General features: G+C 69.0%; 14 protein-coding genes and 3 pseudogenes. 8 read left to right on the top strand and 9 right to left on the bottom strand.

The features are described 5' to 3' along the window. Nucleotides 1–79: 79 nt before the first annotated feature. Together P1N55_RS07665 and P1N55_RS07660 are read right to left on the bottom strand one after the other, a co-directional pair. Nucleotides 80–262 (bottom strand): hypothetical protein, encoded by a 183-nt coding sequence (locus P1N55_RS07665; RefSeq protein WP_276278336.1) that lies wholly within the window; start codon nucleotides 260–262, stop codon nucleotides 80–82. Nucleotides 263–323: 61 nt separating this feature from the next. Then, complete coding sequence (locus P1N55_RS07660; RefSeq protein ID WP_276278335.1) at nucleotides 324–1,694, bottom strand: hypothetical protein; 1,371 nt, start codon at nucleotides 1,692–1,694, stop codon at nucleotides 324–326. 100 nt (nucleotides 1,695–1,794) lie between these two features. Between P1N55_RS07660 and P1N55_RS07655 the strand changes: the two genes are divergently transcribed. Beyond that, entirely contained in the window at nucleotides 1,795–3,045 is a 1,251-nt protein-coding gene (locus P1N55_RS07655) for an outer membrane protein assembly factor BamB family protein (protein ID WP_276278334.1), read from the top strand. Here the strand turns inward: P1N55_RS07655 and P1N55_RS07650 are convergent, their stop codons facing one another. After that, the gene (locus tag P1N55_RS07650) at nucleotides 3,046–3,648 is read right to left on the bottom strand and encodes an alpha/beta hydrolase (protein WP_276278333.1); all 603 of its coding nucleotides are present in this window, start codon (nucleotides 3,646–3,648) and stop codon (nucleotides 3,046–3,048) included. A gap of 60 nt (nucleotides 3,649–3,708) precedes the next feature. Between P1N55_RS07650 and P1N55_RS07645 the strand changes: the two genes are divergently transcribed. Beyond that, entirely contained in the window at nucleotides 3,709–4,551 is an 843-nt protein-coding gene (locus P1N55_RS07645; RefSeq protein WP_276278332.1) for a PspA/IM30 family protein, read from the top strand. Here P1N55_RS07645 and P1N55_RS07640 read toward each other — a convergent pair. From P1N55_RS07640 to thrS, 6 genes and pseudogenes are all read right to left on the bottom strand, one after another. Continuing rightward, nucleotides 4,548–6,413 (bottom strand): COG1361 S-layer family protein, encoded by a 1,866-nt coding sequence (locus tag P1N55_RS07640; protein WP_276278331.1) that lies wholly within the window; start codon nucleotides 6,411–6,413, stop codon nucleotides 4,548–4,550. The genes P1N55_RS07645 and P1N55_RS07640 overlap by 4 nt on opposite strands. A gap of 58 nt (nucleotides 6,414–6,471) precedes the next feature. Next, the gene (locus P1N55_RS07635) at nucleotides 6,472–7,260 is read right to left on the bottom strand and encodes an ABC transporter permease (RefSeq protein WP_276278330.1); all 789 of its coding nucleotides are present in this window, start codon (nucleotides 7,258–7,260) and stop codon (nucleotides 6,472–6,474) included. Continuing rightward, nucleotides 7,253–8,239 carry an ABC transporter ATP-binding protein gene (locus tag P1N55_RS07630; protein ID WP_276278329.1) on the bottom strand — a complete coding sequence of 329 codons (987 nt, stop codon included), beginning with the start codon at nucleotides 8,237–8,239 and terminating at the stop codon, nucleotides 7,253–7,255. The genes P1N55_RS07635 and P1N55_RS07630 overlap by 8 nt, the downstream gene beginning before the upstream one ends. A gap of 42 nt (nucleotides 8,240–8,281) precedes the next feature. Further along, a pseudogene (locus tag P1N55_RS07625) lies at nucleotides 8,282–10,206 on the bottom strand (SLC13 family permease). Nucleotides 10,207–10,256: 50 nt separating this feature from the next. Continuing rightward, nucleotides 10,257–11,297 (bottom strand): hypothetical protein, encoded by a 1,041-nt coding sequence (locus P1N55_RS07620; protein ID WP_276278328.1) that lies wholly within the window; start codon nucleotides 11,295–11,297, stop codon nucleotides 10,257–10,259. Between the two features lie 58 nt (nucleotides 11,298–11,355). Next, nucleotides 11,356–13,284 carry a threonine--tRNA ligase gene (thrS, locus tag P1N55_RS07615; protein ID WP_276278327.1) on the bottom strand — a complete coding sequence of 643 codons (1,929 nt, stop codon included), beginning with the start codon at nucleotides 13,282–13,284 and terminating at the stop codon, nucleotides 11,356–11,358. A gap of 426 nt (nucleotides 13,285–13,710) precedes the next feature. On the opposite strand from thrS, the gene P1N55_RS07610 reads away from it, so the two are divergent. The 6 genes and pseudogenes from P1N55_RS07610 (at nucleotide 13,711) to P1N55_RS07585 (ending at nucleotide 19,520) form a co-directional block, all read left to right on the top strand. Next, complete coding sequence (locus P1N55_RS07610; protein WP_276278326.1) at nucleotides 13,711–14,142, top strand: universal stress protein; 432 nt, start codon at nucleotides 13,711–13,713, stop codon at nucleotides 14,140–14,142. A gap of 63 nt (nucleotides 14,143–14,205) precedes the next feature. Continuing rightward, nucleotides 14,206–15,747 (top strand): ATPase domain-containing protein, encoded by a 1,542-nt coding sequence (locus P1N55_RS07605; RefSeq protein ID WP_276278325.1) that lies wholly within the window; start codon nucleotides 14,206–14,208, stop codon nucleotides 15,745–15,747. Then, nucleotides 15,748–16,308 carry a DUF7504 family protein gene (locus P1N55_RS07600; protein ID WP_276278324.1) on the top strand — a complete coding sequence of 187 codons (561 nt, stop codon included), beginning with the start codon at nucleotides 15,748–15,750 and terminating at the stop codon, nucleotides 16,306–16,308. Nucleotides 16,309–16,417: 109 nt separating this feature from the next. Further along, a pseudogene (locus P1N55_RS07595) lies at nucleotides 16,418–16,928 on the top strand (gamma carbonic anhydrase family protein). 61 nt (nucleotides 16,929–16,989) lie between these two features. After that, nucleotides 16,990–18,934 (top strand): annotated as a pseudogene (locus tag P1N55_RS07590) (hypothetical protein). Nucleotides 18,935–19,046: 112 nt separating this feature from the next. After that, nucleotides 19,047–19,520: a redoxin domain-containing protein gene (locus P1N55_RS07585; RefSeq protein WP_276278323.1), complete on the top strand. Its 474-nt coding sequence runs from the start codon at nucleotides 19,047–19,049 to the stop codon at nucleotides 19,518–19,520. Nucleotides 19,521–19,588: the final 68 nt, after the last annotated feature.

Genomic DNA, 19,588 nt, shown 5'->3' with positions numbered 1-19,588 from the left:
TGGCACTGTCGAGACACCGAACGTTGGACCCGGTCGGCCCGGAAACCTAGCGGTCGAGCCGAGGCCAACCGCGACAGTGCTACGTGGGGACGAACCGGTGGACCGTCACCAGCACGGCCAGCGCCAGCGCGGAGAAGATGGCGTCGTCGAGCGCGGCACCGACCGTCAGAAAGAGGGCCAGTCCGGCGGCGAACCCGGCGACCAGCGAGACCGTCCCGTGTCGGGTCGTCCGCGCGACACTCGGCCTGGCAAGTATTGCCATGGCGTATTAATTATCATGATGTATATTAAGTATATTGTCCCTGAGAGCCCGCCACCTGCGCCTATGCGACGACCGGACGCGAGATGATCCAGAGCGAGAGGACGGTGTAGCCCACCATGACCACGACGAGCGGGGCGTGGGCGCGCCGACCCACACGGCGGCCGTACCGGTCGGTGGCGACGGCGTGGGCCGCGACGACGGCGACGAGGTGGCCGCCGACGACCAGGCCCACCTGCGACGCCCAGAACCCGGCCACCGGGAGCCAGGCGGTGAGGGCGGGCGTGAGTGCGCCGCCGGTCGCCAGCCCCACGAGCGTCCCCAGGTTTCGCAGCACGAACGGGTAGGTGTGGGCCACCTCGTAGGCCGCGGCGATGGGCACCACCGACCCGGCGAACGCCGTCGCCGTCGCGGTCCATCCGGTGGGGCCGGCGATTCGGTCGACGGTCCAGACGGCGATGCCGTAACTGGCGAGAAAGAGCGCGAACCCGCCCAGGTAGAGGCCGACTGCCGTCGGCGTCGGGCCGCCGTCGCCCGTCAGCGCAGTCAGCAGCGCCTGGAACTCCGGCGTCTCGGTGAGGCCGTCGAAACTGACGGTGTACACCGCCGCGACGGCAACGGCGACGACAGAGCAGTCGGCCACCGGCCGGGTGCAGGCCCGCCACGGGCCGCGAGCATAGAGGCGATAGTGGCCCCGCTCGCGCTCGACGGACAGCGGCGAGACGCGGGCGAGCAGGCGGTAGAGAACCGCGAACGTGTCGGCCCGGTGGAGCCAGGGCCGGCCGAACGCCAGCGCGCCCACCACCATCGCGAGTGCGTAGGCGGCGACGGCGGTCGCGGTGAGGCGCGGCGAGCGCGGGACCGTGGTGAGGTTCTCGACGACGCCGACGAGGACGAGGAAACCCGCGAGCGCCGGCCAGACGCCGAGGCGGTCGGGATACGCCCAGCGTCCGAGTTCCCGCCCCTCGAGCCACGAGAGTCCCTCGTAGAGCGTCGCCCACGGCGAGACGACGCGCCAGGGGCTCCCGACCAGGATGGCGACCAGTCCGAGCCCCTTCAGCCAGACCGGCCAGAACAGGACCGTCGCGACGTTCTCTGCACGGACCTGCGGCCCGAGGAGGCCGCCAGCGACGACGGCGACGAGCGCCAGCAGGCCGAGCGCGCGCCCGCCGACTACGCTGGCGCGGACGACCCCCGGCGGCACCGTGACAGCCCAGTCGACCGCCACCCGTCCCGTCCGGTCCTCGCCCACGGCGAGCCAGCCGGCCGTCACCGCGACGGTCAGCCCGGCCCCGCCGTAGAGCAGCCACAGCGGAATCGGCGCCTCGATGCCCCCACCGACGGCGCCGTGGGCGCTCGCGACGCCGGCCGTCCCGACGAGCGCGAGCACGGTGAGGAGGGCGGCCGGAAGTGCCGGCTGCCAGCGACGACTCATTGCCGGCACTCGCCCGTCGGCGGGCAAGTAGGTACCGCTCTTGCCCGACGGGCGCACACGATAGATGGGCTTATCCCCGGCCGACGGGGAGTGAGCGACGATGCGACTCCGGACCGTCGTCGTCGCGCTGGCCGTCGTCGCTGCCCTCACGGGTGCCGTCGCCGTCGGGTTCGTCGGGAGCGGCGGCGGCCTCGACCAGCAGTGGGTGAGCGACACCGCCAGAGAGAACGAGGTGAACCACCACGCCGTCGGTGTCGGCCCGCACGACGAGGTGGTCGTCGCTCCCGTGGCGGCCGTCCCGAACGCCGAACCCATCGGCCCCCACTCCTGTTCGCTCGTCCGCCTGGACCCACGCGACGGTACGGCGCTGTGGAACTGGTCGGTGCCCGCCGAGGACTGCTTCACCCACGCGCTCACCCAGCCGGCCGTCGTGGACGTCGACGACGACGGCGACCTGGAGGTCGCGGTCAGCACGACCCAGCACGCGCTGGTCGTCCTCGACGCCGACACGGGGGTCGAAGAGTGGCGCGTCCCGCTAGACACGTACGGCTACGGCCAGCCCGCGGTGGGCGACGTGACCGGCGGGCCGGGCCTGGAACTGGCGACCAGCGACATCGGCGGGACCGTCGTGCTCGCGCGGAGCGACGGCACGACGGCCTGGCGGGCCGAGACGGACATGCCCGTCTGGGCGCGCCCGTGGCTCACCGACGTCGACGGCGACGGGAACCGGGAGGTGCTCGTCGGCGGCGGCGACGGGGTCGTCGCCTTCGCGGGCGACGGAACGGTCCTGTGGAACGTCTCGGTCCCCGCGACGGAGGTGACCGTCGCGGACACGGCCGGCGGGACGACGGTGCTCGCCGGCGACGACCAGACCCTGTCAGCGCTCGGCGGTGCGACGGGCGACCAACGGTGGAACCGGACGGTGTCCGGGACACCTCGTATCCACGCCACCGGTGACGCCGACGACGACGGCGATACGGAGGTGTACGCGGGCGTGGGCGACAACACCGTCGTCGCGGTCGACGTCACCTCGGGCCGCGTCGAGTGGGAGACGCCCCTGGGCGGGGGCGAGCGTCAGTCGATGTTCGCGCCGGTGCTGGGCGACGTCGACGGCGACGGCACCCGGGACGTGGTCGCGGTGACCAACGACGGCACCGTCGCGGTCCTCGACGGCGCGACCGGCGAGGAGCGGGCGGCCTACGAGCGGGACGTCCGTATCTGGACGTTCGCCTCGACGGCTGACCTCGACGGCGACGGCGACGACGAGATTCTGGTCCGCTACGGCGACGGCCGCGTCGTCGTGCTCGACTGGACGACCGGCGGCGGGTCCGTGCTCCAGACCGTCGGCTGATCAGCGGTGCGCGCGGAAGAACGCGGCGACGACGTCGCCCACCGTCGCGGTCTGGCCGACGAAGTGGTGGTCGGCCCGGAGCGACTCGACCGCGTGGCCCCGGTCCCGCGCTCGCTCGACGACCGGCCGCCAGTCGACAGTGTCGTCGCGCCCGCCGTAGACGACCTGGGTCGGACACCGGACGCCGTCGAGCGCGTCGGCCACCGACTCGCCGCCACTCTCGGCCGGCGGGGCGAGCGCCGAGAGGGCCGCTGGCGCGTCGGCCTCGCTGTCATCGCTCAGGGCTGCGGCAGCCCGAATCGCGATGCCCGAACCGAAACTGTACCCGAACAGCCCCACCGAGGCGAATCGCTCGGCGGCCCACGCGACGGCCCGCTCGGCGTCGCCGCGTTCGCCCCGTCCCTCGTCCCACGGCCCGTAGTCGATGCGGAGGACGGCGACGTCGGGCGCGAGCGCGTCGCTCACGGCACGGAGCCGCTGGTCCGACCGGGACCCTCCGAACTGCGGGTGTGGCGGGCAGGCGACGACCGCGCGGTCGGCGGCCGGCGAATCGAGCGTCCCGACGACGTCGCGCCCGCCGGGGAGACGCACTGGCTCGCTCATCGTCTGTCACTCGCGCCCTGCGTGTAAGAAATTTAAGTCTACGGCCCCGAATCTGCTGGTATGGGAATCCTCTCACGTGCGTCCTACGTCATCCGGTCGAAGCTCAACGCGGTCCTCAACCGCGCCGAGGACCCGACCGAGACGCTCGATTACTCCTACGAGCAGTTGCGCAACGAACTCCAGGACGTCAAACAGGGCATCGCGGACCTCACGACACAGAAGAAGCGCCTCGAGATCCAGAAGCGCCGTCTCGAGGAGAACGTCGAGAAGCACAACGACCAGGCCCGGCAGGCCGTCAAGCAGGACCGTGACGACCTCGCGCGCCAGGCCTTGGAGAAGAAGAAACAGAAGATGACCCAGATCGAGGAACTGGACAGCCAGATCCAGGATCTCCAGGCCCAGCAGGACCGCCTGGTCGAGCAGAAAGACGAGCTCCAGCGCCAGATCGAGCAGTTCCGGACCAAGAAAGAGACGATGAAGGCCCGCCACGAGGCCGCGCAAGCGTCCGCGCGCGTCAACGAAGCCATGACCGGGGCCGGCGACGAGATGGCCGACGTCAGCCGCGCCATCGAACGCGCCGAGGAACAGACCGAGGACATGGAGGCCCGCGCCCAGGCGATGGACGAACTGCGCGAGGACGGCGTCCTCGACGACCAGCTCTCCGACAAGGACCAGCTCGATCGGGAGCTGGAGGAGCTCCAGCAGGACGGCGAGGTCGACGCCGAACTGGACACGCTGAAAGCCGAGATGGGCAAAGCCGACGAGCCCGCCGAGTCCGAGACGGACGTGGATCTGGAGGCGGAACTGGAGTCGGACGGCGATGACGCGACCGAGGCGTCGACCGTCGACGACAGCGAGGTCGAGTCAGAGCTCGAGGAGCTGAAAGAGGACGAGCAGTCCTAGCGGCGAAGCCACCAGTAGCCGACGCCGAGGACGACGGCGACGACGACCACGCCCACGCCGAGGACGACCACGCTGCCGGCCGCGCCTTCTTCGACGGCCACGTCGACCGCGACGTCGTGTGGGCCGTCACGGACCGTATCGCCGTCCGCGTCCGTCGCGACGACCGTCACGGGCAGCGAGTGCGAGCTCGGGACCGCGTCCTCCGCGACCGACACCTGGAACGTCACGACCGCCGACTCGCCGGGGGCAAGCGACGCGACGTAGGTCTGTGGGGCCTCGCTGGAAAACGGCGGCGCGGGCTCGAACTGCGGCTTGACGTCCCGGAGCGGTTCGTCGCCGACGTTCTCGACCCGGACGCGAATCCGCGTCTCGGAGTCGGGCGGGACGGTGGTGTTGACGCCAGTCACGGCAAACAGGTCGCGGTCGACGACGGAGACGGGGACGGTCAGCGGGCCGGTCCGGACGGGTCGGTCCGACGCCGTCCGCGCCGTGACGTTTACCGGGAGCGAGTGCGTGTTCGTGACGGCGTCGGGCGACACCGAGAGGTCGAACGCGACGGTCGCGGACTCGCCGGGGTCGAGCGACTCGACGTACGCTCGCGGCGCCTCGCTGGAAAACGGCGCGGCCGCGTCGAGTCGCGGTTCGACGTCCCGGAGCGGCCGGTCGCCGACGTTCTGGACCCGGACGCGCAGTGTCCCGTCGGTGCCCGGCGTGTAGGTGGCGTCGACCGCCGAGAGCGCGAGCAGGTCGGCGTCGCCGACCGGGACCGACAGCACCCGGACGTCCAGGTGGCGGCGCTGATCCGCGGTGTCGGCGTCCAGTCGGTACTCGACGCCGACGGTGACCGGGCGGGGACCGCCCTCGGCCGCCGCGGGCACGGCCACCGGGAACGCGAACGGGCGGCTGGCGCCCGGTTCGAGGTCGCCGACCGGGACGCTCGGCTCGCCGAAGCGAAGCGACGTCGAGGGCGAGGACAGCGTCACGACGACGTTCCGCGCCGTCCGGTTCCCCCGGTTGGTGAGCGTCCCGCTGACCGTGCTCTCGACGCCGGCGTGCAGGTCGGCGGCGACGTCGCGCACGGCAAACTGCAGCTCCGGTTGCGGGGTCACCCCGACGGCACCGAGGGCCTGTGACACGTCGAAGCCGTTCTGGTCCGTGTAGGCCGCCGTCGCAGTGAGCGCGTACTCCTCGCTGCGGGCGTCGCCGTCGGCCGAGAGCGTGTAGGTGACTGTCGCCCGGTCGCCGCGGGCCAGGCGGCCGAGGAACCGGCTGGCCGACTCGCGCCCACTGAAGGAGAGGTCGGTCCCCGCCGCCGAGAGCGCGAGCCGGGCGTCGCTGGCCGTCGCCGAGCCGACGTTCTCGACGGTCACCGAGACGGTGCCGCGTTCGCCGACGGCGACGTCGGACTCGACGTCGACGATGCGCAGGCGCGGCCGGTCGGCGACCCTGACCGTCGCCCGGACGGTATCACTCTCCTCGTCGTTCCCGTCGCCGAACACGTAGTCGACGGTCAACGGGATCTCGTAGGTTCCTGGCTCGGTGTCGGCGGGAACGACGAGCCGAATCGGTACCGAGGCGCGTTCGCTGTCCGGCATCCTGTCGAGGAAACGGGGGCCGGACTGGATGGTAAACGGTGTCTCCCCGGCCGTCGCTTCGACAGTCACCTGCCTGGCAGTGATCGCCTCGTTGTCGACGTTGTCCGGGTCGTTGACGAGCTCGACGATCACCGTCTGTTCGCTCCCGGGAAACAGCGTCGGCTCCGGGACGCTGGCGCTGAAGTTGGGGTCACGTGTGGCGCCGGTGACGACCAGCGGCTGGGCAACGAGGAGACAGACGACGAGGAGGAGGGCAAGGCGGTTCATCGCGTTCGGGTTTCGATGGTCGATAGACGACGGGCGAGGTGAAAAGTGTTTGTCACGTTCATAGGTCGGCCCTGAGGAAGAGCGCCCGTGTGACGGCGAGCAGGACGAACGCGGCTAGCAGGAGGACGATGGCCCCGGCGACATCGTAGGTCTGGTCGACGAGAATCTCGGTCGTGTCGTAGTAGCGCGTGGGCGAGACGGCTCCGAGCGCCTCGAAGTCGGTGGCGGCGGTCACCGAGTCGAAGACGAAAAGCAGGAAAACGGTCGCGATACCGCCCCGCTGGGCCAGATCACCGCGGGGAACCAGGACCGAGAGCAGCATCCCGATGCTGGTACAGGCAAGCAGGTACGGGACCGAGAGCAGGTGGACCATCACGAGGTCGACGACGTGGATGGATTCCCCGATGAGGAGCACCGCGGCGTAGACAAACAGCGGCATCAGGAGGTTGAGGACGACGATGGGCGTCAGCAGTGAGAGGTACGTTTCGACGACGACGCGCGAGCGGGAGACGGGTGTGGCAAGCAGGAGGTCGAGCCGGCCGTTTTCGACGTCGCCGGCGATGGCCCCGCCGGCGGTGTAGGCCATGTAGAGGCCAAACAGCAGGACCCAGACGAACTGGTAGAACTCGGCGGCGAGAAATCCCTCGATGGTTCCGAAGGCGCCCCCGCCGAAGCTCTCCTGAAACGCGTCCGGGAGGCTCTCGACGTAGGCTTCGAAGTCGACGCCGGACGCCTCCACCGACGGGAAGATACCGATGACGAGCAGGCCAAAGAGCCCGAGACCGACCGCGAGCGCCAGCGTGCTCCGGACGCGGCGGTTGGCCTCGTAGCGGGTCACCTCAAACATCGTCCGCCTCCATGCCGGTCACTGCCGCGTCCCTCCCGGCGTCCGGGTCGTCGCCGGACCCGGTGGCTGTGTCCCCGTTCCGCTCCGACGCAGTATCGACGGGTGCGTCGCCATAGAAGTGCATGAAGACGTCCTCGAGCGGCGGTTCCTCGATCTCGAGGTCGACCAGGTCGTACCCGGTGAGGTGGGCGACCAGGTCGTCGTAATCGCCGGTGAACGTGAACTGGGCCTGCCGGCCGACGAACTCGGCGTCGCGGACGCCGGGGAACTCGAAGTCGGCGGCGTCGACGGGGTCGGCCGTTGTCACGCGGACCCGCTTCCCGCCACGCGCCAGGAGGTCCTCGACGTCCTCGAGGGCGGCGAGATGTCCCTCGCGGATGATGCCGACGCGGTCACAGACTCGCCGGACCTCGCCGAGGATGTGCGACGAGAAGAAGACAGTGAGCCCTCGGTCGCGCTCCCGCCGGAGGAAGTCGTTGAAGTGCTCCTGTTTCAGCGGGTCCAGGCCGGAGGTCGGCTCGTCCATGATGACCAGGTCGGGGTCGTGCATGAACGTCTGGACGATGGCGAGCATCTGCCTGTTGCCCGTCGAGTAGGCCCGTATCTTCCGGTCGAGCGGCGGGTCGAACAGGTCCAGCAGTTCCCCGCGGCGCTCGTCGCCCTTGAGCTCGGCCTGGTAGTCGAGGAAGGTCCGACCGGTCACGCCCTCGTCGAACCCGGGCGTGGCCGGCAGGTAGCCGACGTCGGCTTTCGCCTCGAGCAGCGCCTGTTCGTCGCGGACGTCGCGCCCCAGCACCGTCGCCGACCCCGCCGTCGGCGACTGGAAGCCCAGCAACATTCTGATGAGGGTGCTCTTTCCAGCCCCGTTGGGGCCCAGGAACCCGAAAATCTCGCCCTCGCGGACCGAGAACGTGAGGTCGTCGTTGGCCACCGTCTCCCCGTAGACCTTGGTGAGCCCGTCGACCTCGATGGCGGCCATACGTGTCAGTACGCGGTTACGACTCTTAAGCGTCCCCGTGGGTCACAGCGGCCAGACGAACGCCACCGCAAGGGTGGTGACCACACAGAGGAGCAACTGCAGGGGGACCCCGACCCGGAGGAAGTCGGTGAACCGGTAGCCGCCGGGCCCGTAGACCATGAGGTTCGTCTGGTACCCGATGGGGGTGACGAACGCGTGGGCCACGGCGAAGGTGACCACGAGCAGGAACGGGAAGCCGGCGACGCCGGTCCGGGTGGCGGTGGCGACGGCGATGGGAATCATCAGCACGACGGTTGCCACGGGCGTGATGATCGCGGCGACGAGGGCCGTCACGAGGTAGAACAGCGCAAGGACGAACAGCGGCGGGAGGAGGCCGGCCACCCCGACGAGCAACTCGCCGACGAACGCCGCGCCGCCCGTCTCGCGCATCGCCAGGCCGAGCGGCAGGAGGCCGGCCAGCAGGAAGACGACGTTCCAGCTGACCGCATCGTAGGCCCGCGAGGCGCTCAGCCGGTTCATCGCGACCATCGCAACGACGCCCCCGAGCGCGGCGATGTAGATGGGGACGACGTCGAGCGCGGCGAGCGCGATGGCCGCGAGCAAGATACCGACCGGGAGCAAGGCCCCGGCGTCGAGGTCGGGCGGTTCCACGTCGTGGATGACGTCGAACAGCTCCGGCGGCCCCTCGGTGAGCGAGAGATAGCCCTCCTCGTCTAAGTGGAGTATCTCGTCGATGGGTGTCTGGACGAGAAGTGTGTCGCCTGCCTCCAGCGTGACGCCGGCGAGGTCCTCCCTGACGATGCTGTCGCCCCGTCGGATGGCAAGCGCCGTCACGTCGAAGCGCGAGCGCAGCTGCGCGTCGGCCAGCGTCCGCCCGCGGAGCCTGGACTCCCCGTGGACGACGGCTTCAGCGAGGATACCGGCGTGCCCGCTCTCCGCGAGCAGTTCCTCGGTCACGGACTCCCGGGGCAGCTGGCGCAGGCCGAACGACTCCCCGAAGCGGTTGACGGACTGGCGACTCCCCCGGACCGTCAGGACGTCCCCCGCTTCGAGGGGCCGGTCGGTGGCCGTCGCGAAGAAGGAGTCGCCGTCGTGGTCGACTTGGAGGACGTCGACGTCGACGAGGCTCCTGACCGCGGCGACGGCCTCGATGTCGGCGTCAGCCGGAGTGGCTCGCCCAGCGTCTCGGCGGCGGTGGCACGAACCTCGTCGGGGACCGTCCGGTCGAGCGCCTCCGAGACGGTCAGGCCGACGAGCGGCGAGGACTCGCGGACCTGCAACTGCGCGAGGTACCGGTCCATGTCGAACTCCTCGGTGAAGTCCGCCGCGGGGTGGACCCGCTCGGGGACCAGCCACCGGCCCACGGTCAGGAGGTAGGCGACGCCGACGAGCAGGACCACCACGCCGACGGGTGTCAGCGTGAACATCGAGAGGCGCCGTCCGAGCAGTTGGGCGGCGAAGTCGCTCGCCAGCAGGTTCGTCGCGGTCCCCACGAGGGTGAGCGTCCCGCCGAGCATCGCGGCGTAGGAGAGGGGCAGCAGGAGCCGCGAGGGCGAGAGCCCGTAGCGGTCCGACAGCCCGGTCACCAGCGGGATGAAGATGGCGACGACGGGCGTGTTGTTGACGAAACCCGCGCTCACGCCCGTCGTCCCGACGACGGCGGCAAGCAGGCGGCGCTCGTCGCCGCCGGTCGCCGTCGCCAGCTTCCCGCCCAGCCAGTCGACGATGCCGGCGTCCTCGACGCCCGCGCTCAGGATGTACATCGCGACGATGGTGACGACGGCCGGACTGGCAAAGCCCTCGATGGCCGCCCGTGGGGAGACGCCGGTGTGGGGCTCGAGCACCGCGAGCGCGACCAGGACGGCGATGGCGGTCATGTCCGGTGGGAGCCACTCGGTGACGAACAGCACCAGAGCGGCCCCGACCAGCGCGAACACGATGAGCGCGCCGGTCGACAGGGGCGTCATGTGTCGGCGAGACGACCGTTGGGTAGAAAAAACCGTAGGCCACCGGGCTCTCAGTCCCAGTCGACGTCGACCGAGCGGTCCGTCTCCCGGAGGATGAAGGGGCCGATGGAGAGTGTCCGCTTGGTGATCGTCACGATGCGGAGGACGTACGCCAGCAGGATGGTGAAGGGCGCCAGCGAGAGCGTCGTCGTCGCCGCGAGGATCCACAGCGAGTCCGCCGCGCCGGCCGTGACTCCCGTGAAGTCCCGCGGGTCGAAGAACACCTGCGCGACGATGGCGACGGCCAGGGCCGGCACCGCGACGTACAGGAGCGCCCGCGAGAGGTTCGACAGCTCCCACTGGAAGTACAGCGTCTTGAAGTGCTCGCGGGCGGGGCCGAACAGTTCCAGGGTCTCGGCCAGGTCCCCGAGCTGGTCGTCGACGTCGGCCGGGAGCGCGTCGGCGTGCTCCTCGCGGATGCGCCGGGCCGCGTAGAGCTTCCAGGAGTAGTTGTAGTTCAGGGCGGCCTTCAGCAGGTCGAACTCCCCGAAGGTGGCCCCCTCGAGCGCGTCGGTGACCGTCTCGGCGTTCCCCACGACGGAGTCTACGTACCGCGTCAGCGACGTCTTCGCGTCCTCGCTCAGGTCGCTCTCCTCGACGCTGTCCCGGATCGTCTCGGCCTGCTCGCCCGTCGCCCGGACCAGCGAGCGCAGGAAGGCCGAGGGCTCGGCCGGACTCACCGTCGTCCCGACGGCGTCGGCGACGTCGTCCCGGAACCGCATCGCGCCCTCCATCCGGTCGCGCTGGTCGCCGACGGCGCCCAGCTCCTGTGAGAGGAGCAGCTGACTCAGCGTCAGGACGAGGGTCACGCCGGTGATGGTGCCCGTGATGAGCGCCTGGTAGAGCGTCTCGACGGGGTCGCCCCGCGTGAGCAGCGTCTGTGCCGGCGTCGGGTGGAGCACGCCGGCGGCAACGACGGCGACGAACAGGACGGCCGAGAAGACGCCTGCGACGACGCGCCTGTCGGCGTCGAGCAAGAGCCAGAGGAACTGCGTGCTCTCCTCGGCCCGTTCCTCTATCGTGTCGCTCGGCTGGTCGGCCGAGTCGTCCATGTCCCCTCGTCAACCGTCCGACGTAAAAACCCACGCTCCCCGGTCGGGGGTCGTTCCGCTACCGGCCGGCAAAGAAGGTGACTGCGGTCCGCTTCTGGTCGATCTCGGTGTGGAGGTGGTCGCGGAACTCGCCGAGGTCGACGTCCTTCTCCTCGTTTTCCTTGCGGTCGCGCACGGAGATCGTGCCGTCGTCTTCCTCGTTGTCGCCGATGATGAGCATGTAGGGCACCCGGTCGTCGTGGGCCTGCTGGATCTTGCGGCCGACGGTCCACGAGCGGTCCTCGATCTCGACGCGGACGTCGCCGAGCTCGTCGGCGATCTCCTCGCAGTAGGGGATGTTGTCGTCGCTGACCGGCAGGATACGGACCTGCTCGGGGGCCAGCCACGGCGGGAACTTCCCGTTGTAGTGCTCGGTCAGCACCATGAAGAACCGCTCGTAGGAGCCAAAGAGCGCTCGGTGGATGATGACCGGGCGATGGTCCTCGTTGTCCTCGCCGGTGTAGGTCAGGTCGAACCGCTCGGGCATGTTGAAGTCCAGTTGCACGGTGGGGCCGTCCCAGTGGCGGCCCAGCGCGTCCTCGAACGCGAAGTCGATCTTCGGCCCGTAGAAGGCGCCGTCGCCCTCCTCGACGACGTAGTCGATGTCCTGGCCCTCGAGGACGGCCTCCAGCTGGGACTCGGCTTTCTCCCAGATCTCGTCGCCGCCGACGCTCTTCTCGGGGCGGGTGGCGAACTGGACCGTGTAGTCGAGGTTGAACGTGTCCAGCGTGTCGAGGATGATGTCCATGATCGCGAGGACTTCGGTCTCGATCTGGTCCGGCCGGACGAACAGGTGGCCGTCGTCGATGGTGAATGCCCACGTGCGCGAGAGCCCCGAGAGTTCGCCGCGCTGTTCCTTGCGGTAGACCTTCCCGTCCTCGAAGTACCGCACCGGGAGGTCGCGATACGACCAGGACTTCTGGTCGAAGATGGTCGCGTGGCCCGGGCAGTTCATCGGCTTCAGGCCGTACTCCTCGTCGTTGACGTCCAGCAGGAACATGTCGTCGACGTAGTTCTCGTAGTGGCCCGACTTCTTCCAGAGTTCCGTGCGGAAGACGTGGGGCGTCTCGACCTCGTCGTAGCCGGCGTCGCGGTTGAGGCCCGCGACGTAGTCCGACAGCTCGTTCAGTATCTTCTTGCCGTTGGGCTCGTACAGCGGGAGACCCGGCCCGGTCGTGTCGTCGATGGAAAAGAGGTCCATCTCCTGACCGATCTTGCGATGGTCCCGTTCCTTGGCCTTCCGCCGGTTCTCGAGGAACTCGTCGAGTTCGTCTTCGGTGGGGAAGGCGGTGCCGTAGACCCGCGTCAGCGTCTCGTTGTCCTCCTCGCCACGCCAGAAGGCTGCGGAGATCTCCAGCAGCGCGAATCCGCCGATCTCGCCCGTCGACTCGACGTGGGGACCCTGACAGAGGTCGTAGAACTCGCCTTGCGTGTAGAAGGAGACGGGATCCTCGCCGGCGGCCTCCGTCTCGAGAATGTCCTGCTTGAACGGGTTGTCCTCGTAGCGCTCGAAGGCCGCCTCGCGGTCGACCAGTTCGCGCTCGATGTCGTAGTCCTCGGCGATGATGGCCTGGGCCTCCTCGCTGATGGTCTCTAAGTCGTCCTCGTCTAAGTCGACGCCGGTGATGTCGTAGTAGAAGCCGTCGTCGGTCCACGGTCCGATGGTCAGCGTCGCCTGGGGGAACTCGCGCTGGAGTGCCTGGGCGAAGACGTGGGCCGCGGAGTGACGGAGCACGTCGAGGTACTCCTCGCTGCTCTCCGTGACGATCTCCAGTGTGACGTCGGTCTCGATGGGCGTGTGCTTGTCGACTAGGTCGCCGTCCACCACGCCGGCGACGGTGTCCTTTCCGAGTCCGGGCCCGATTTCGTAGGCGACGTCTTCGACCGTGCTGCCGGACTCCATCTCGAGGGTGGACCCGTCCGGCAGCGTGACCGTGACCGTACTCATATACCTGCATACGATAGCGGCCGGGGATAAGTGTATTGAGATAGCGAGGGTCCGACCGCAGGGAGGACCCTCGAAGCGAAACGGCGACCGCAGGGAGCCGTGGAGCAATAGCGAGGGGCGCGAACGAGCGCAGCGAGTGAGCGGCCCTCGAAAGCGAGCGGGGAACGCAGTGACCCGCGAGCAATGGCGAGGGCCTGAGCGAAGCGAAGGGCCTCGAAGTGACGCGGTGAGCGAAGGGCGCGACCGAAGGGAGCGCCTCTCGGGAAAGCGAGCGGCGAAGCCGCGAGCAGCGAGGCACGCCTCCGGTGGGACCCTCGACAAAAGCGCCTCGCTGAACCGACGAGCGCGACGCGGCACCACTCCCGTCGGGTGAGAGCGACCACCGAGAACTATGTGGGCCGGGGACGCACTCCCGGACGAGCACCCATGTACGACCACGTACTCGTCGCGACCGACGGCAGTTCGGGCTCTGTCGAGACGATCTCGCACGCGATCTCCATCGCACGCGACAACGACGCGGTGTTACACGGCCTCTATGTCGTCGACAAGCGGCTGCACCAGGCGGCCGAGAAAGACGTCAAAGCGGACGTCCGCGAGTCGCTGCGCGAGGAGGGCGAGGTGGCGCTCGACGACGTCACCGTCCGCGGCGAGGAGGCGGGGCTTGAGGTCAGGACGACCATGGCCGAGGGCATCCCGTACAAGACTATCGTCGAGTACGCCGACGAGGAGGGAATCGACCTGATTACCGTGGGGACCCACGGCCGGACCGGCCGCGACCGCGTGGCCAACCTCGGGAGCGTCACCGAACGGGTCGTCGAGAGCTCGCCGGTCCCGGTGCTGGTCGTCCACATCGAGTGAGCCGCGGTGCCTCGTTAGGCATCACGCCTTTTATCCAGGAGTCCGACCCACCGATAGAACCACATGCCTGTTCAGACAGGGAGTCAGACGCTCGACGACATCCTCGACGGGGGGATCCCGGAGAACCGGACCGTGCTCGTCACCGGGGGGCCGGGGACGGGGAAGTCGACGCTCGCGATGCAGTTCCTGCAGGCGGGACTGGACCGCGGCGAGGACTGCCTTTTCATCAGCACCGAGCAGACGTTCGAGGAGCTCGAGGACTCGTTTTCCGCGTTCGACTTCCGGATGGACGACGAGAATCTCACCGTCACGTCGCTGCACGCGACGCCGGGACAGACCGTCGACGGCGACAGTGAGCGCGAGCTGACCCTCGAGACACTCGAGGGCGGCACGATGCTCGGCGGCGAGTACTCCGCCCCGTTCGAGTCGAAGTACATCACCCAGTACTTAGAGCGGTTCGCCCCGGCCGACCGCGTCGTGCTCGACTCGGTGTCGGGGCTGTCGGCCATCGGGGACGACCGGGACGTCTTTCGGCGGACGCTGCTCGATTTCATTCGCCTCCTCAACGACGAGTTCAGCGCAACGGCGATGTTCACCGCCGAGGAGTCCGAACCGTCGCTGGCCCAGTCGGACGTCAAGACGGTGGCTGCCAGCGACGCGGTCCAGTTCAACGCTCACGGCGTCCTTCGCCTCTGGCGTGAGAACGTCGGCGGCGACTACCACCGGTTCCTCGAGGTGGTGAAGATGCGCGGCGTCGATCACGACTCGCGGATCCACGAGCTGACGTTTACGCCGGCGGGGATCCGCGTCTCGCCGCGCCTGCGGACCCACCCCGGGGAGTTCGTCCCCTCGGACCACATGGCGACCGGGATTCCGGGCCTCGACGCGCTCATGGGCGGGGGCATCGTCTACGGGGGGACCTTACTGTTGAAACACGACGGGCAGGCCAGTCCCCACTCTATCCTGACGAACCTGATGGCGCAGGCTGTCGACGACGGGATGGCCATCGCCATCGCCCCACCCGTGGAACTGCCGCCCAAGCGGCTGCGCAGTATCATCGACGACCGCATCGGCGACATGGACGAGATGCTGAACGACGACCGGCTCTTCCTCATCGACTTCGCCGACATCTGGGAGAACACGCGGCGCAACGTGTTCAAACCCCACACCTACGAGGACGAGGACACGGCCGGAGTCTTCCGGACCATCGACGACCGGCGGGGCGACCAGTCGATGTTTACCGTCCTCAACGTCGAGTCACAGCTGCCGGTCTTAGAGAACGACGAACTCCGGCAGGTTCGCTTCTGGGAGGAGCAGAACCTCTACCGGGCCGACGACACGACGATGTACCTGTTCAACCCCGCGACGCTGTCGGACGAGCTCGCGGCGTTCTACGAGAACGGAGCCTGGCAGACCCTGGAGACGTGGGTCTCGGACGACGGGCTGCAGTACCTGGAACTACAGAAGTCACCCAGTGGATTCATGGGGGCGACTCGCCTCGTCGAGTACGTGCAAGACGAACCCTACATGCGGATTCAGCAGCCACCGGGTGCGGGGACGAGTGTGCCTCGGCACGAGTCGCCCACCTCTCCGGAGGGCCAGTAGATGGCAGAACCGGACCCCCAGCCCGGGACGAACACCCTCGTGATGGCGCCGTCGCTGAGCAGCGCGAAGCAGTCGACCTGTCTCTCGCTGCTCGAAGCCGACAGGCGCCAGCGACTCGACGTGTTGCGAATCACCTACTCGGCGTCGCCGACGGAACTGGTCGAGTCCTGGCGCGAGACCCACGGCGCTCTCCCCGGCCGGATGGGCATCGTCGTCGTCGGCGACGGCGCGGGCCTCGGGCGGCCGAGCGACGAGGACCTGCCCGAGAGCGTCTTCGTCACGACGGCCAATCCAAACGACATCACCGGCCTGGGGATGCGCCTCAACAACTACCTGGCCGACGTCGAACCGGAGAGCCAGCTGGCCGTCTGCTTCGACTCGCTGACCGAACTCCTCCAGTTCGCCGACATCCAGTCGGCGTTCAAGTTCCTCCACATGTTCGCCGGCCAGCTGCGCGAGGTGGGCGCGGTGGCGCACTTCCATCTGGACCCCGGTGCCCACGAAGACCAGACTATCAGTCGGCTGAAGCCGGTCTTCGACGAGGCCGTCGACTGTGCCTGACCGCACCCCTATCGGACCCGTCGCCGACAGGTCGAGTCCGGCGTAGTTGCCTCCGAGTGATAGGTTACTCGACCGGTATCTTTTCGGACCGCGCACTCGCTGTTGGTGTATGGACAGCCGTGAGTACGAGTTCGAGGGCGACTCGCCGGAGATACACGGGTACGCACACGTCAGCCGCGAGTCGACCGTCGTCGGCGACGTGACCATCGGGGCCAACGCGAACGTCTGGCCGGGCCGTGCTGCGGGGCGACGTCGGCCCGGTCGAGGTCGGCCGACAGACCGCCATCGGCGACGGTGCGATCCTCCACGCGTCGACGGTCGGCGAGAAGGTGATGGTGGGCCACGGCGCCGTGCTCAACGACGCCGAGGTCCGCGACGGCGCGCTCGTGGGCTTCAACTCCACCGTCAGCGAGGCGGTCATCGGCGAACGATCGATCGTCGCGATGGGCACCGTCGTCCCGCCGGGCTACGAGGTGCCGGCGGAATCGTTCGTCCGGGGCAGTCCCGCGACGGTCACGCCCTTGGAGGAGACGAACATCGACCCCGACCAGGTGTTCGAGGCGTTCTCGTCGGGTGACTACGCGAACCTGGCCGCGCGTCACGAGGACCTCTTCGAGTGACTCCCCTGGTGGTCCGCCACCGACGAGGTACTTATAAACAACGCGCGTACACACTCCAGTTATGGACGACATCGTCGACCTGGTGACCAAGTCGCTCGCCGACGAGACGGACCGCGAGTTCGGCGCCCGGGTCGACGAGCAGGCCGACGCCCTCCGCGAGGCCATCGCGGCCGGCGAGTTCGACAACGAGGGCTTCTCGGTGGGGCTGGAGGTCGAACTCTACGCCGTCAACGCGAAACCGGAGCCACCGGAGCCGGCCCCCGAAACGAGCGACGACGAGGACGGCGAGATCGACCCGGCGGACCTGGACGAGGACCTCTCCGGGTCGTCGACGGGCAGCACCGCCTGGGACGGATCGCTGGAGGCCCCGGCCGAATCCGAGTCAGGGGGCGGGACCTCGCTCGAACCAGCGGGCGACACGCCGTCGCCCGGGACGGTCGACGACGAAGACGACGCCGACGACGCCAGCGACGCAGACGAGAGCGACGACAGGGAACGGTTCGGGCCCGGCGAGGGCCCGTCGCTGGACATCGACCCCGACAGCCCGCTTGCCGAGGACCAGCCGGGCGTCGAGGCACCCGACCCGAGCGACGACGAACCGGCCGTCGAGGCGACCGAGGCGGCAGACGACGAGCCGTATATGGACCCCGAGGACTGGGAGGGCCGGCTCACTCGCCTGCCCGACGCCGTCTTCGAGGGCGAGGCCAACAAGGAGCTGGGCCTGCACAACGCCGAGGTCAACACCGCCCAACACCTTCGACGAGACGGGGATGGAGGTCCAGACCACGGCCGTCGAGATGCAGACCAAGCAGGCCCGCCAGCAGGCCGAGAAGCACAACTGCGACCTCGTCCTCGACGCGATGTGGACCATCCCGCCCGAGGAGGGCAGCCGGGCGTACCTCTCGGCCCACGAGGTCCGCGACGGCGTGACTATCGCCGAGAACATGCGCCAGGCGCCGCGGTACGTCGCTCTGGACAACGAGGCGCTGCACCACGCCGCCGGCGCCATCGACTTCGAGGTCCCCGGCTACAGCGGCTCGTTCCCGAGCATCCTCTTCGAGTCGCTGGCCACCTCGATCCAGCCCCACCTCGGGATTCCCGACGCCGCAGCGTTCCCGGCGTACTACAACGCCGCCATCCGGACGCTCGGGCCGCTGCTCGCCCTCTCGACGAACTCGCCGTTCCTCCCGGCGGACCTGTACGACGAGGACGTCGACGGCGAGTGGCTCTGTGAGAACACTCACCACGAGCTGCGCATCGACGCCTTCGAGCAGTCGGTCAACACCAGCGCGAACCCGAAGGTCCGGGTGCCACGAGACATCGACAGCGTCACCGACGTCGTCGACCGGGTCGTCGCCGACGACCAGTTCGGCCCCTTCCTCCGGGAGTGGCTCGAGGACGGGCCACGGGAGAGCCTGGAGGACGACATCTGGGAGTTCGATCACAAGCGAGGGACCTACTGGCGGTGGCTGCGCTGTGTCGTCGGCGGGACGCCGGTCGAGGGTGCCTGCGACGAGCGCTCGCTGCGCATCGAGTACCGCCCGCTGCCCACCCAGCCACACGTCGACGACATGATCGGCCTGCAGGCGCTGACCGTCGGCCTCGTCCGGGGGCTGGTCGCCGTCGACCACCCGCTGGGGGAACTCCCCTGGCAGGAGGCCGAACGGAGTTTCTACAGCGCCGCCCACGAGGGGCTGGACGCGGACCTCTCGTGGGTCACCGTCGACGGCCGGCGCATCACCGACCACGACGAGATCTTCGAGGAGGTGTTCCGGTACGCCCGTCTGGGGCTCGGCGAACAGGACGTACCCGAAGCTCGCATCGACGAGTACCTCGCCCCCATCGAGAACCGCTACGCGGCGGGCGAGACGCCCAGCTCCTGGAAGATCGCTCGCGTCCGGGAGTCCCTCGAGGACGGCGCGACCCTGCGGGCGGCCATCACCGACATGCAACGGGACTACCTCGCGGCCTGTCGCGACTATCACTCCTTCGACGAGTGGCTGTGAGCGGCGGGCGCGACGTTCGTCTTCGACGACCGCGGCCTGCGGGTCGAACGTCGGGCGCGTGCCTCGTCCTGTCTAGCCACTTTTATTCGCCCGTGATTCCAAGGGTCGGGCGATGGTTTCCACTGGTGACACAGCCCCGACGTTTACAGCGACGGTAGCCAACGGCGAAGTCGAAGCCTTCGACCTGGCCGACGAACTGGGCGACGGCCCGGTCGTCCTCGCTTTCTTCCCCGGCGCGTTCACGCCGCCGTGCTCGAACGAGATGGTCGCGCTCCAGGACCACCTCGGGGACTTCGAGGCCGCCGGCGCGACAATCTTCGGCGTCAGCGCCGACTCGGCGTTCTCCCAGAACGCCTTCCGCGACGAGCACGACCTTGGCTTTTCCCTCGTCAGCGACATGGACCGCGACGCCATCGAGGCCTACGGCCAGCGCATCGACATCGAGGACCTCGGCCTGCTGGGCGTCGCGAACCGTTCGGTGTTCGTCGTCGACGACGACGGCAAGGTGACCTACACCTGGGTGGCCGACGACCCGACGAACGAGCCCGACTACGCGGAGCTCCTCGAAGCCGTCGAGAGCGCCTGAGGTCACCCGACTACGGTTTCTCGACCCCGCCGTAATTCCACGGTGGGACGCGGCTCGTCCGGACTGCT

Origin of the sequence: Haloarcula regularis (assembly GCF_029338315.1) — an archaeon.
Classification (GTDB): Archaea; Halobacteriota; Halobacteria; order Halobacteriales; family Haloarculaceae; genus Haloarcula; species Haloarcula regularis.
The sequence above is the reverse complement of the archived record's forward strand: the minus strand, read 5'-3'. Positions and strand labels throughout refer to the sequence as shown.